Source organism: Streptomyces sp. 15-116A (assembly GCF_025290915.1).
Lineage (GTDB): Bacteria > Actinomycetota > Actinomycetes > Streptomycetales > Streptomycetaceae > Streptomyces.
In genome coordinates this window covers 1-13,510 of sequence record NZ_JAOCQE010000037.1, presented here as the reverse complement: position 1 = coordinate 13,510, position 13,510 = coordinate 1, and the positions used below count along the sequence as shown (strand labels likewise).

14 protein-coding genes are annotated in these 13,510 nt (G+C 71.0%); 10 read left to right on the top strand and 4 right to left on the bottom strand.

Annotation, left to right across the window (positions count from 1 at the left end; translation table 11 throughout):
- The first annotated feature begins 190 nt into the window (after positions 1-190).
- On the top strand, positions 191-1,279 hold the full coding sequence (locus N4P33_RS09825) for a Glu/Leu/Phe/Val dehydrogenase dimerization domain-containing protein (protein WP_260825945.1): 1,089 nt from the start codon (positions 191-193) through the stop codon (positions 1,277-1,279).
- Positions 1,280-1,606: 327 nt separating this feature from the next.
- Entirely contained in the window at positions 1,607-1,855 is a 249-nt protein-coding gene (locus tag N4P33_RS09820; protein ID WP_260825944.1) for a DUF3073 domain-containing protein, read from the top strand.
- A gap of 116 nt (positions 1,856-1,971) precedes the next feature.
- Here the strand turns inward: N4P33_RS09820 and purM are convergent, their stop codons facing one another.
- The 4 genes from purM to N4P33_RS09800 all read right to left on the bottom strand — a co-directional run bounded on the left by purM (position 1,972) and on the right by N4P33_RS09800 (position 6,304).
- Positions 1,972-3,051, bottom strand: a complete 1,080-nt coding sequence (gene purM / locus N4P33_RS09815) for a phosphoribosylformylglycinamidine cyclo-ligase (RefSeq protein WP_260825943.1) — start codon at positions 3,049-3,051, stop codon at positions 1,972-1,974.
- Positions 3,052-3,089: 38 nt separating this feature from the next.
- Positions 3,090-4,616 (bottom strand): amidophosphoribosyltransferase, encoded by a 1,527-nt coding sequence (purF, locus tag N4P33_RS09810; RefSeq protein ID WP_260825942.1) that lies wholly within the window; start codon positions 4,614-4,616, stop codon positions 3,090-3,092.
- A gap of 62 nt (positions 4,617-4,678) precedes the next feature.
- The gene (locus N4P33_RS09805; RefSeq protein WP_260825941.1) at positions 4,679-5,470 is read right to left on the bottom strand and encodes an META domain-containing protein; all 792 of its coding nucleotides are present in this window, start codon (positions 5,468-5,470) and stop codon (positions 4,679-4,681) included.
- A 36-nt stretch (positions 5,471-5,506) separates the two neighbouring features.
- Positions 5,507-6,304, bottom strand: a complete 798-nt coding sequence (locus tag N4P33_RS09800) for a maleylpyruvate isomerase family mycothiol-dependent enzyme (RefSeq protein ID WP_260825940.1) — start codon at positions 6,302-6,304, stop codon at positions 5,507-5,509.
- Positions 6,305-6,819: 515 nt separating this feature from the next.
- On the opposite strand from N4P33_RS09800, the gene N4P33_RS09795 reads away from it, so the two are divergent.
- From N4P33_RS09795 to N4P33_RS09760, 8 genes are all read left to right on the top strand, one after another.
- Complete coding sequence (locus N4P33_RS09795) at positions 6,820-7,263, top strand: hypothetical protein (RefSeq protein ID WP_260825938.1); 444 nt, start codon at positions 6,820-6,822, stop codon at positions 7,261-7,263.
- A 129-nt stretch (positions 7,264-7,392) separates the two neighbouring features.
- Complete coding sequence (locus N4P33_RS09790; RefSeq protein WP_260825937.1) at positions 7,393-7,584, top strand: hypothetical protein; 192 nt, start codon at positions 7,393-7,395, stop codon at positions 7,582-7,584.
- Positions 7,585-7,613: 29 nt separating this feature from the next.
- Entirely contained in the window at positions 7,614-7,805 is a 192-nt protein-coding gene (locus N4P33_RS09785) for a hypothetical protein (protein ID WP_260825936.1), read from the top strand.
- A gap of 160 nt (positions 7,806-7,965) precedes the next feature.
- On the top strand, positions 7,966-9,864 hold the full coding sequence (locus tag N4P33_RS09780; RefSeq protein WP_260825935.1) for an alpha/beta fold hydrolase: 1,899 nt from the start codon (positions 7,966-7,968) through the stop codon (positions 9,862-9,864).
- Between the two features lie 6 nt (positions 9,865-9,870).
- Positions 9,871-10,449: a hypothetical protein gene (locus N4P33_RS09775; RefSeq protein ID WP_260825934.1), complete on the top strand. Its 579-nt coding sequence runs from the start codon at positions 9,871-9,873 to the stop codon at positions 10,447-10,449.
- A 78-nt stretch (positions 10,450-10,527) separates the two neighbouring features.
- Positions 10,528-11,283, top strand: a complete 756-nt coding sequence (locus N4P33_RS09770) for a trans-aconitate 2-methyltransferase (protein WP_260825933.1) — start codon at positions 10,528-10,530, stop codon at positions 11,281-11,283.
- Entirely contained in the window at positions 11,280-13,019 is a 1,740-nt protein-coding gene (locus N4P33_RS09765; protein WP_260825932.1) for an ABC transporter ATP-binding protein, read from the top strand. The genes N4P33_RS09770 and N4P33_RS09765 overlap by 4 nt, the downstream gene beginning before the upstream one ends.
- Positions 13,016-13,510 (top strand): NAD(P)/FAD-dependent oxidoreductase (locus N4P33_RS09760; protein ID WP_260825931.1); only part of this gene is annotated, 495 nt, incomplete at its 3' end. The genes N4P33_RS09765 and N4P33_RS09760, both read left to right, overlap by 4 nt.

Sequence of the window (13,510 nt, the reverse complement as noted above, 5' to 3'; positions counted from 1 at the left end):
CCCCGCGGCGGACACGCGGGGGCATGCGGGAAATCCATGCAAATCGTCGCACGCGGGTACTCCGGTCGGAGGTGATCCTGAACACGCTGCCGCCGTCGGGGCCGACAGGCTCTAATCTCGTGCTCAACAGTCCCCGCCACCCGTACGGGAGCTGTCCTCACCCGCCGCTACTTACTCAGGAGTCACCACAGTGACCGACGTATCTGACGGCGTCCTGCACACCCTGTTCCGGTCGGACCAGGGGGGTCATGAGCAAGTCGTGCTCTGTCAGGACCGTGCCAGCGGCCTCAAGGCCGTCATCGCCATCCACTCCACCGCGCTGGGCCCCGCCCTCGGCGGTACGCGCTTCTACCCGTACGCGACCGAGGAGGAGGCCGTCGCCGACGCGCTGAACCTCGCGCGCGGGATGTCGTACAAGAACGCCATGGCCGGTCTCGACCACGGCGGCGGCAAGGCCGTGATCATCGGCGACCCGGAGCAGATCAAGAGCGAGGAGCTGCTGCTCGCCTACGGGCGGTTCGTGGCCTCGCTGGGCGGCCGGTACGTCACCGCCTGCGACGTCGGCACCTACGTCGCCGACATGGACGTCGTGGCCCGTGAGTGCCGCTGGACCACCGGGCGCTCCCCCGAGAACGGCGGCGCGGGCGACTCCTCCGTGCTCACCGCGTTCGGCGTCTACCAGGGCATGCGGGCCTCCGCGCAGCACCTGTGGGGCGACCCGTCGCTGCGCGACCGCAAGGTCGGCGTCGCGGGCGTCGGCAAGGTCGGTCACCACCTGGTGGAGCACCTGCGGGCCGAGGGCGCCGAGGTCGTCATCACCGACGTCCGCGAGGACGCGGTGCGCCGGATCCTCGACCGGCACCCGGTGGGTGTCAGCGCCGTCGCCGACACCGAGGCGCTGATCCGCACCGAGGGCCTGGACATCTACGCCCCCTGCGCGCTCGGCGGCGCGCTGAACGACGACACCGTGCCGGTGCTGACCGCCAAGGTGGTCTGCGGCGCCGCCAACAACCAGCTCGCCCACCCGGGCGTGGAGAAGGACCTCGCGGACCGCGGGATCCTCTACGCGCCGGACTACGTGGTGAACGCGGGCGGTGTCATCCAGGTCGCCGACGAGCTGCACGGCTTCGACTTCGACCGGTGCAAGACGAAGGCGTCGAAGATCTTCGACACCACGCTGGCCATATTCGCACGTGCGAAGGCGGACGGGATTCCGCCGGCCGCCGCGGCCGACCGGATCGCCGAGCAGCGGATGGCGGAGGCGCGTCCGGTGCGGTGAGTCCGGCGCACTCGGGCGAGCCGTCCGACGCGCGAGCGGGGTTCGCACGTTTGACCGGTACCCGCCGGTGGGCAGTTAGAGAGAACTCTCACTTCTCCCGGCGGGTCGCCCGTCGATAAGTGGTTAAAATCGCGATTGACCAGCGAGGACGGGGCGCCTCGAAGGTCCTGGGCGCAGGCACGTCCTGCGGGCGACGTACCGTATGGGCGCGGGCTCAGGTACCGTGGAAGCCCTACGGACCGGCCTCTCCACGGAGAGTCCGTTCCGGACCATGAACGCGTGTCAGACTCTGGGGCCGTCGAGCCCCGTCGTTGAGGGGGTCGAGCCATGGGGCGCGGCCGGGCCAAGGCCAAGCAGACGAAGGTCGCCCGCCAGCTGAAGTACAACAGCGGTGGGACGGACCTCGCACGCCTGGCCGAGGAGCTGGGCGCATCGACGTCGAACCAGTCGCCTAACGGCGACCATTTCGAGGACGATGAGCACGACGACGACCTGTACGCCAAGTACGCCGACCTCTACGAGGACGACGAGGAGGACGAGGACGACCAGTCCTCGCAGCAGCGTCGAGGCGCTTGACCTTGTACTGAGCATCAACCCGGTCGGGTGACGAGAGTCACCGGCCGGGTTTAGTGCTGCCCGCACCGCGTTCAGTGCTGCCCGCACCGCGAGGGCCCGGGCAGCACCCCCGATGATCAGCTCGCGTAGTCCCCGACCAGGGCCGCGCCCGTGGTGTGCTCGCCGCGCTCGGTGATCTCGCCGGCCACCCAGGCGTCCACCCCGCGGTCGGCCAGCGTCGCCAGCGCCACGTCGGCGGACTCCTCCGGCACGATCGCGATCATGCCGACGCCCATGTTCAGGGTCTTCTCCAGCTCCAGCCGCTCGACCGAACCGGTCCGGCCGACCAGGTCGAACACCGGGGCCGGGGTCCAGGTGGACCGGTCCACGATCGCGTGCAGCCCGTCCGGGATCACGCGGGCCAGGTTGGCCGCGAGGCCGCCGCCGGTGACATGGCTGAAGGCGTGCACCTCGGTGGTGCGCATCAGCGCCAGGCAGTCCAGCGAGTAGATCTTGGTCGGCTCCAGCAGCTCCTCGCCGAGGGTGCGGCCGAACTCCTCGATGCGGGCGTCCAGGGCGAGCCCGGCCTGGTTCAGCAGGACGTGCCGGACGAGGGAGTACCCGTTGGAGTGAAGCCCGGAGGACGCCATGGCGATCACCGCGTCACCCGTACGGATGCGATCCGCGCCGAGCAGCCGGTCGGCCTCCACGACGCCCGTACCGGCGCCGGCGACGTCGAAGTCGTCCGGGCCCAGCAGGCCGGGGTGTTCGGCCGTCTCGCCGCCGACCAGGGCGCAGCCGGCCAGCACACAGCCCTCGGCGATGCCCTTGACGATGGCGGCGACCCGCTCGGGGTGGACCTTGCCGACGCAGATGTAGTCGGTCATGAACAGCGGCTCGGCACCGCACACCACGATGTCGTCCATGACCATGGCGACCAGGTCGTGGCCGATGGTGTCGTACACGCCGAGTTGCCGGGCGATGTCGACCTTGGTGCCGACGCCGTCCGTGGCGGACGCGAGCAGGGGCCGCTCGTAGCGCTTGAGGGCGGAGGCGTCGAAGAGGCCGGCGAAGCCGCCGAGGCCGCCGAGGACCTCGGGGCGCTGCGTCTTCTTCACCCACTCCTTCATCAGCTCGACGGCGCGGTCGCCCGCTTCGATGTCGACGCCTGCAGCCGCGTAGGACGCACCGGAAGCACCGGTAGATGTCTCAGACATTGCCTGGGATCTTTCGGGTTGGTGAAACGTACGAGGCTTTACGGGCGGCGGATCGCGTCGGCCGCGGCCGTGGCGGCCGGACCGGCGGCCAGCTCCGTCTCCAGCAGCTGCTTGCCGAGCAGCTCCGGGTCGGGCAGGTCCATCGGGTACTCGCCGTCGAAGCAGGCGCGGCACAGGTTCGGCTTGGCGATGGTGGTCGCCTCGATCATGCCGTCGATGGAGATGTACGCGAGTGAGTCGGCGCCCAGCGAGGTGCCGATCTCCTCGATCGTCATGCCGTTGGCGATGAGCTCCGCGCGCGTGGCGAAGTCGATGCCGAAGAAGCAGGGCCACTTCACGGGCGGCGAGGAGATCCGGATGTGGACCTCGGCGGCGCCCGCCTCGCGGAGCATGCGGACCAGGGCGCGCTGGGTGTTGCCGCGCACGATCGAGTCGTCCACGACGACCAGACGCTTGCCCTTGATGACTTCCTTGAGCGGGTTCAGCTTCAGGCGGATGCCGAGCTGCCGGATCGTCTGCGAGGGCTGGATGAACGTACGTCCGACGTACGCGTTCTTCACCAGACCGGCGCCGAACGGGATGCCGGAGGCCTCCGCGTAGCCGATCGCGGCCGGGGTGCCGGACTCCGGGGTCGGTATGACCAGGTCGGCCTCGACCGGGGCCTCCTTGGCGAGGCGGCGGCCCATCTCGACGCGCGAGAGGTACACGTTCCGGCCGGCGATGTCGGTGTCCGGGCGGGCCAGGTACACGTACTCGAAGACACAGCCCTTGGGCTTCGCTTCCGCGAATCGGGAGGTGCGCAGTCCGTTCTCGTCGATGGCGACGAACTCGCCCGGCTCGATCTCGCGGACGAAGCTGGCGCCGCAGATGTCGAGGGCGGCGGACTCGGAGGCGACCACCCAGCCGCGCTCGAGGCGGCCGAGGACCAGCGGGCGGATGCCCTGCGGGTCACGGGCCGCGTACAGGGTGTGCTCGTCCATGAAGACGAGGCTGAAGGCGCCCTTGACCTGCGGGAGGACCACGTGCGCGGCCTGCTCCACGGTCACCGGCTCGCCGTCGGCGGCGCGCTGGCCGGCCAGCAGGGCGGTGATCAGGTCGGTGTCGTTGGTGGCGGCGACCTTGGGGGCGCGGCCGTTCTCCTTGGGCAGTTCGGCGACCATCTCGGCGAGCTCCGCCGTGTTGACCAGGTTGCCGTTGTGGCCGAGCGCGATGGATCCGTGCGCGGTGGCGCGGAACGTCGGCTGGGCGTTCTCCCACACGGAGGCGCCGGTGGTCGAGTAGCGGGCGTGTCCGACCGCGATGTGACCCTGGAGCGAACCGAGCGAGGTCTCGTCGAAGACCTGGGAAACGAGGCCCATGTCCTTGAAGACGAGGATCTGGGAGCCGTTGCTGACCGCGATTCCCGCGGATTCCTGACCCCGATGCTGGAGGGCGTAGAGCCCGAAGTACGTGAGCTTGGCGACCTCTTCGCCCGGAGCCCAGACACCGAAGACGCCGCAAGCGTCCTGGGGGCCCTTCTCGCCGGGGAGCAGGTCGTGGTTGAGTCGTCCGTCACCACGTGGCACGTCTCCGAGTGTAGGCGAGGCCGCGGGCTGGTCCGAATGCGGGATGCGGGGTCAGGAGTCGATCACCGCGCGGCGACGGCCCGGACGCTCGTGCCGTTTTCGCTGGTCAGCGTCAGCGTTCGATGATCGATGCGGTACTCGACCGTGCCGTCGAACAGCTTCATCAGCGCCCGCTCGCCGTCCATGAGTGAGTCTTCGCACATCATTCGGGTCGCGGCCGGAGGGCCCAGGATGATACGGCCGTCGCGCACCGTGGCCTTCGCGTTGACGTCGTTGCAGCCGAGGTTGCCGGAGACGGTGCCCTCGTCCTTGTCGAAGGTGAGGTGGGCGCGGCTGTCGGTGGCGGGGGTGGTGACGGTCCACTTGGTGCCGTGCAGCGCGGCGTCCTGGCTCCTGGTGAGGCGGATCGTGGCGCCGTCGGCGGTGGTGAGGGTCAGGCGGTCGTCGTTCACCTCGGCCTTCAGGGCGCCACCGTCGGTGAGGGTGCGGGCGAGGGTGCTCTCGAAGGCCATGGGCTTGTCGTCGCAGGCCATCTCGGTGGACATGGCGTCGCTGAGACGGATGCGGTCGCCGTCGACGTCGGTGCGTGCGCTGAAGGTGTTGCAGCCGTAGCTGCCCTCGGAGCGGCCGTCGTCGGCGAGGGTCACATGGGCGTCGGAGGGCGCCCGGTGGGTGGTGCCGTCGACGGTGACGCTGTCGATGCTCCAGCGGATGCCGGTGACCGGTGCCGCGGGCTCGGCGGAGCTGCTGCCGCCGCCCGCCTTCTCGGTGCCGCACGCCGCCGCGAGCGGGACGAGCGCGGCGACGGCCGCCGTGAGGATCGTGCGCTGCGTGTGCCGCTTCTGCCTGTACATGTCGATTCGACGGAGCGGCGGAGGGACTGGTTCCCGTCAGCGCAGCAGAGGAAGGTACGGGCCGAGGTCCGCCCGCTCACCGCTGGCGCTGACCTTCGCGTCGGACACCGCGTCCGCCCAGGCGGTCCGGCCGGTGGCCAGGCGGATCCAGGTCAGCGGGTCGGTCTCGACGACGTTCGGCGGGGTACCGCGGGTGTGCCGCGGCCCCTCCACGCACTGCACCACCGCGTACGGCGGGATCCGCACCTCCGTCGATCCGCCGGGCACCTTCGCGGCGAGCGCGTCGGCGAGCAGCCGGGTGCAGGCGGCGAGCGCCTGGCGGTCCTGCGGGATGTCGAGGCCGGGCACGGCGGCGTTGAGGTCGTCGGTGTGGACGACGAGCTCGACGGTTCGGGTGACCAGGTAGTCGGCGAGGGTCATGGCGCCGGTACGGGCGGCGAGGAGACGGTCGCCGGGCGCCTCGGCCAGCCTCTGCGTGAGGCGCTCCTCGGTGCGGGCGTACAGCGCGTCGAGGTCGGGGTGAGCGGCGGCGAGGTCACGGGTGCCGTCGGCGATGTCGGCGGCGCGGCCGGCGGTGGCGAAGGGCCAGTCCAGCAGGGCCAGCTCGGCCTTGGCGGGCTCCTCGCGGTCGAGGTTGCGGCTGACCGTCTCCACGGCCATGGTCACGTGCGCGGCCAGCTCCCGGACCGTCCAGTCCCCGAGCCGGGTCGGCAGGGCGAGCTGCGCGTCGTCGAGCCCCTGGACGGCCCGGCGTACGTTCCCGAACTGGGCGAGGACGGCGGCGCGGATCTTGGCGGGGTCGTAGGAACGGGTGCGTTTCTTGGCCGGGGGCATGGCGGCAGCGTAGGCGATCCGGACGGGCGGCCGACGGAACAATCGGAGTAGTGGATTCCTATTCACGTTTTCACGGGGCAGGAATGTCTCATTCCGGAGAGGCGATCGCGCCATTGGCCAAAACTCGCCACGGCCGGTGCGACAACCCGCGGAGCGGCCGGAATAAACCGTTTTGCCCTGTTGCGCAGGGCAGGGAGGCGCGTTAGGCGGAGCCGCGAAACGGGCACTTCCCGGCGGCCGGGGCGTCCAAAGTGCGGGGCAACGTTCAGTAAAACCCAGACAAAGCAAGTAAAGGGTTCCTTGTCCGTCATACTTGGCACCGCCTCATTCCGGGACTGGCCGGAACATTGCGTAAGCGAGATCTTTCGACGGGATCGGTCTTGCCCCGTACTTCTTCCTGTCGAAGGATTGCTTCGCGGCTCGATGCACCGGGTGAATGCGAATTCACACCGAATTCGCGCGGGATTCATCGCCGCCAGACCACGTTTTTCATTGTGCATTCCAGGGGGTAACCGATGATCAACCGGCCGGGTGGTCGCGTCCTGTGCGCGGCGGCAGCCGTCTGCACGGTCCTGTCGGCGGCGGGCCCGGCCGCGGCCGGCGCCTCCGGCACGGCGGCCGTGGAATGGTCGGCCGCCCACGGCACGTCCGTCGCGTCCGGCACGCGGTGGACCGAGCCGAGCGGCACCGGATTCGGGGCCGCGCTCGTCGTCGAGGGAGAGCTGCGGAACTCCGGCACGGAGTGCTTCTCGGTCTGGGTCCGGTGGACGTACGACTTCGTCCCCGGGCCCTACCGCAAGCACGCCACGCAGTGCGGCACGGGGACGGCTCCCGTGAGCGTCCGGCTCGATCCCTACCGGCCCACGACGACCGGTCAGTTGACGGTGTGCCGCGGCAGCGCGGACACCCGTGACTGCGGGCCGGCCGTCTCCCTCACCAGCTGGCCCGTGCGCGGCTGACCGCACCGCACCGAGCGGGCCCCTTCCCAGACTTGCCCGGCGGCTCGTCCGTCAGGCATGCCCGGACGCTTCTTCCCGGTCCGGGGTTCAGCACCACAAGGAGCACGACAGCAGACAGGAGACAAGCAAGTGGAGCAGAAGATCTCTGCCTTCATGAACGAGCTGGACCTCGGTCCGCTCGAGGGCGGCTACCAGGACGACTCCGGCCTGCAGGTCCTCGCCACCCCGGCGGCCGTCGCGACCTGCTGGTACATCGCCGGCGGCGTCGCCGGTGCCGGTGCCGTGGTCGGCGCCTACGTGGCCGGCCGCAACGAGGGCTGATCCACCAATCCCCCCACGAAGGAGATGGAATGAGCAAGATCATCGACAGCGTCGCCGCCGTCACGCCGGCCGAGCTGACGGACGAGACGCACGGTGAGTTCGGCGCCATGATGCCGGTTCAGGCCACCCCGGGCCTGGTCGCGTTCGGCGTCGGCTTCGCCGGCGGCGCCGGTGTCGCGTGGGTCACCGTCCAGGCGTACGAGGCGGGCGCCAACGACTGACCGTACGCCCCGACTGAGCACCCCCTGCTGATCAGCGAAGCGGGCTTGTGAAAGCTCCGCGGCGGGTGGGTCACAAGCGCTGTCGGGCCGCGCCGGAATCGCGGCCCGACAGCCTTCCCACCCTACTGGCGGCAGGTTCAACACAAAGGAAAAGCCGGGTATGATGCGAATAAAGAAGATCGCCTCTGCGCTGTTCTCGCCCGTCCCGATAAACCGGGACCGCGCGATCGGAATTTCCGAACGACTTGCCGCTCTTTCCAGCCTCTCCTCCTCCCTGGAATACCTCCATCAGCACCGGAATCTCGGTCCTGGCGGTCTCAACGACTGGGAGATCATGAAGCAGACGCCGGAGAGCAAGATTCCGGCCGTCCAGAAGATCACCGACGTCGTGAGCGGCCGACGCACGACCCTGGCCCTGCACGCCACCCGGGTCGCCTGCAGCGCGGCCATGCTGCTGCCCGGCAACGGCAGGTGGCGGGCCGCGGGCAACCTCTACCTCGCCGCCACCACCACCCTGCTCCAGGCCCGCCACCGCTACGGCACGGACGGCTCCGACCAGGTCGCCACCCAGGTGCAGGCGGTCAACGGGCTCGCCCGGCTGGCGCCCAGCCCGCAGGTCAAGGACGCCCTGATGTGGTACCTGGCCCTCCAGGCCAACATGTCGTACGCGGCGTCCGGCTGGGCCAAGATGGCCGGCACCAAATGGCGCGACGGCTCCGCCCTGCCCGGCGTCATGCGCACCCGCACCTACGGCTTCGAGCCCGCCTACCGGCTGACCCAGCGCTACCCGCGGGCCAGCAAGGTCGTCCAGCACTCGGTGCTGGCGATGGAGTGCCTCTTCCCGGTCGTCTACCTCGCCGGCGGCCGGCTGACCCGGCCGATGATCGCCTCGGCGGCCGGCTTCCACGTCGCCAACGCCTTCGTCATGGGGCTGGGCCGGTTCATGACCGCGTTCCCGGCGATGCACCCCATGATCGCCTACACGACCGCGCCGCGGACCCTCCCCGCGGTCGCCGGCCGCGACGACCGGATGGTGAAGACCGCACTCGTGCTGCTCGCCGGGGGTGCCGCCGCCGCGGGTGTGCTGGCCACCCAGCGCCGCGCCCGAGCCGTCGCCGGCTGGCCGAAGTCCCGTACCGTCACCACACGGTGCGGCAACATCCTGACGTACGACGTCGGCGGCCGGGACCACCCCGACCGGCCGATCCTCGTCTTCAACCACGGACTCGCCTCCACCCCCGAGCACTTCGCCTGGATCATCGAGCGGCTCGCCTTCGACCACGGGCAGCCGGTGGTGAGCTACGCCCGCGCCGGATACGGGCCGAGCCGCCGGGTGCGCAGCGCGCCGTACACGCTCCAGGAGTCCGTGGACGACCTGGTGGACCTCGTGCGCGAGGCGCTGCCGGACGACCGCAAGGTCGTGCTCGTCGGGCACTCCCTGGGCGCCGAGTTCAACCGGCGCGCGGTCGCACAGCTCGGCGACCGGGTGGCGGGCGTCGTCTACCTGGACCCCTCGCACCCCGGCCAGCTGGTGCGCTCGGACAAGCAGCGCAAGGGCATGGAGCTGTTCACCGACTCCACCCACGAGATGGCACGGTGGACGAAGGCCGGGTTCGGCGCGCTGATGACCCGTCCGCGCTGGGTGGACGAACTGCCCTACCCCTACCGGGACAAGGTGTTCTCCCTCTACACCGACGCCCGGCTGTGGTCGGCGGCGTCCCGCGAATGGGACGTGGTCCGCGAGGAGTTCGGCCGCTTCGAAGGGGACCTGGAGCCGGTGCCCGCCCCGGGTCTGGTGGTCGCCGCGCAGCTGACCGTGGACGTGGACCCCGAGCAGCTGCTGATGTACCACGACCTCGTCCGGGCCCACCAGGCCGCCGGCCGGCCCGGGGACGTCACCGTCGTGGAGCGCGCCGGGCACGACACGATCCTGACCAACGCCCGGTTCGCGCGGACCGCCGCGGACCGACTGGCCGCGTTCGTGGAGCAGCACTGCATGCCGTCCGACCCGCAGACCGCCGCGGCCCCTCAGCGGGAAGCCGCCGGGAAAGGCGAGTGAGCCACCGTGAACCCCACCGCACTCCTCAAGGACGCCTTCACCGGCCCCGGCGCCCTCACCCGCGTGGCGGGCGCGGCCCTGCTCGTGACGACCCTCGCCGCGCAGCACCCGCACCCGGCGTTCGAACGGGCCCGGGCGAAGGACCTGTTCTCCCTGATCCCCAACTGGAAGTTCTTCGCCCCGAACCCGGCCACCCACGACTACCACTACCTGTACCGCACCCTCGACGACAGCCGCCGCACCTCCGAGTGGGTGGAGCTCGACCTGATCGAGCACCGCAGGATGAGCCAGGCCTTCTGGTTCGCCTCACGCCGCTCGGAGAAGGCCGTCTTCGACATCTGCACGGCCATCATCAAGAGCATCGCCAAGGGTGAGGACCCGACGGACTCCCCGGGCTTCCGCGTCCTGGCCGAGTTCATCCGGCGGCAGATCAGGGACTCCGCGCAGGTGTCCCAGGTACGCGGCTTCCAGTTCGCCGTGGTGCGCGCCGCCGGTCACGACGACAGCGAGGACCCCGAGGTCCTCTACGTCTCCACCTACCAGGCGATGAAGCCGGTCTCCCCCGGCTTCCTGAAGGCGGCCTGAGCACCGCGCCGCCGACGGGCGCCACGCCGGCACCGGACCCCAGCAAGGCACCGGACCCAGCAACGAAACGGAGAACCAGTGACGATCGCGGACATCGGCTACGGCAAGCAGTTCGAGGGCTGGTACGACCGCGTCTTCGGGGACGAGGCCTCGACCCGCGCCACCGTCGACGCCCTGACCCGTCTCCACCCCGATCCCTCCTGGGGCACGCTGGAGTTCGGGGTCGGCACCGGCCGCATCGCGCTGCCGCTGTCGCACCACGTGGGTCCGGTGCACGGCGTGGACTCCTCGCCCGAGATGCTCACCTCCCTGGAGAAGAAGGCCGACGACGGCCAGGTCACGGCCGAACTCGGCGACATCCGCACCTACCGGGCGGAGCGGACGTACGGCCTGGTCTACTGCGTGTGCTCCACGCTGGCGCTGGTGCTCGACCCGCAGGAGCAGCGGGCCGTCGTCGCCCGCGCGGCCGAACTGCTGCGCCCCGGCGGCCGGCTGGTCATCGAGACGCACAACCGGCCCGGCATCGTCGCCCAGCACGAGGGCCTGACCCGTACGACGTTCTTCGCGCCGTACCCGGAACCCAACACCGGTATCCAGATGCACGCCACGCTGCTCATGGACCAGCGCATCTGGCAGGTGTCCACGGTGTGGTTCGAGGCCGACGGCACCCACCGCATCGGCACCGAGACCGCGCGGCTGCTCACCCCCGACGAGGTCGACGGCTACGCGCGGGACGCCGGGCTGGAACCGGAGGGCCGCTACAGCGACTGGCGGCGCGGCGCCTACGTGCCCGAGGCCGGCCTGTTCGTCACGACCTACACCAAGCCGGCATGAACCTGAAGGACATCGTCCGCCGCCACCGCCTCCTGCTGATCGCCGGCATCGGCCTGGGCCTGGCCGGAGCGGCGGCCACGCTCGCACAGCCCTGGATGCTGGGCCGGCTGATCGAGGCCGTGTCCCGGGACGAGTCGCTCGCCTGGCCCCTCACCCTGATCGCGCTGTTCTTCCTCGCCGACGCGGCCCTGAGCGCCGGACACGCCTACGCGATCGGCCGCGCCGGGGAGAACATCGTCTACGACACCCGCCGCACCCTCGGCGGCCGGTTGCTGCGCAGCCGGATACCGGACTTCTCCCGGTTGCAGCTCGGCGACGTCTTCGCCCGCACCGTCTCGGACACCTCCATCGCCTGCCTGGTCATCGCCCAGGCGCTGGCGCAGATGGTGACCTCCGTGTTCATGGTGGCCGGCGGTCTGGTGCTGATGGCCGGGCTGGACTGGAAACTGCTGCTGACGACCGTCGGCTGTCTCGGCACGGCCAGCGCCGGCGCGCTGCTGCTGGCCCGCCAGGTGCGCAGGGCGGCGCTGCAGAACCGGGAGAACGTCGGCGCGTTCGGCTCCGCGCTGCAACGCGTGCTCGGCGCCATCACCACCGTCAAGGCGTCCCGCGCCGAGGAACGCGAGACCGAGGAACTGGCCGCCCTGGCCGACCGCGCCCGGCACACCGGCATCCGGGTCACCGCGTACGGATCGCTGCTCACCCCGGCGATGAACGTCGGCACGCAGCTCTCGCTCGCCGTCGTCATCTCCTGGGGCATGGCCCGGGTCGCCACGGGCTCGCTGTCGCCCGCCGACCTGACGTCCTTCGTGATGTACCTCTTCTACCTGGTGTCGCCGCTGGTGATGCTGTTCATGTCGATCAGCCAGCTCCAGCAGGGCCGCGCCGCCGTCCAGCGCGTGACGGAGCTCGGGGCGATTCCCCAGGAGGAGGAGCAGGAGGCGGCGGGGACGACCGCCGGTGACCTGCCCGTCCCCGTCACCCCGGCCGACGCCCCGGCGGTCCGCTTCGAGGCGGTCGGCTTCTCCTACCAGCCGGGCGCCCCGGTGCTGCGGGACGTCTCCTTCACGGTGCCCAGCCGCGGCCTGACCGCCATCGTCGGCCCGTCGGGGGCCGGGAAGACGACCGCGTTCCAGCTCATCGAGCGTTTCCACACCCCGGACTCGGGCACGATCCGGGTCGCGGGCCAGGACGTGGCGGCGCTGCCGCTCGCGCGGCTGCGCTCGCTCGTCGGGTATGTGGAGCAGGACGCGCCGCTGCTGCGCGGAACGATCCGGGAGAATCTGACGTATGCGAACCCGAGCGCCGATGCCGCCGGCATCGCCCGCGCGCTGCGCCTCGCCAGTCTGGAGGACTTTGTGGCGGGCCTGCCCGACGGGCTGGACACGGAACTCGGCGAGCGCGGCGCCGGTTTGTCGGGCGGCCAGCGGCAACGCCTGGCCATCGCACGGACGTTGCTCCAGCGGCCGGCGGTGATCCTGCTGGACGAGGTCACCGCGCATCTGGACAGCGACACCGAGGCCGCGCTGCGGGACGCGATCACCGAGGCCGCCCGGGAGTGCGCGGTGCTGGCCATCGCCCACCGGCTGTCCACCATCGTGCAGGCGGACCGGATCATCGTGATGGAGGAGGGCAGGGTGCGCGCGGTCGGCACCCACCGTCAGCTGCTCCAGGACGACGAGGTGTACCGGCGGCTCGCGCTGCAGCAGTTCGCGGCCGAAGAGGCGGCCGTATGACGCGAGTCGACGTCGCCGTGGTGGGCAGCGGGCCGAACGGCCTGGCCGCCGCCGTCACCCTGGCCCGCGCCGGACTGACGGTGGAGGTGCACGAGCAGGCGCCGGCGCTCGGCGGCGGCCTGCGCGGCGAGGCGCTCTTCGACTCCCGGATCCGGCACGACCTGTGCGCCGCCGTGCACCCGATGGCGGCGGCGTCCGCGTTCTTCCGGGAGTTCGACCTGCCGGCGCGGGGCGTCAGGCTGGTGCAACCCGACATCGCCTACGCCCACCCGCTGGACGGCGGCCGGGCGGCGTTCGCCCACCACGATCTCGCCGCGACCTGCGAACGGCTCGGCCCGGACGGCCGGGCCTGGCACCGCCTGATGGCGCCGCTCGTGCGGCACAGCCGGAGCGTGACCGACCTGCTGCTGTCCGGCGGGCGTACCGTGCCGCACGACCTGGCCGCACCCCTGCTGCTCGGCACCCGCGTGCTGGGGCAGCTGCTGCGCGGG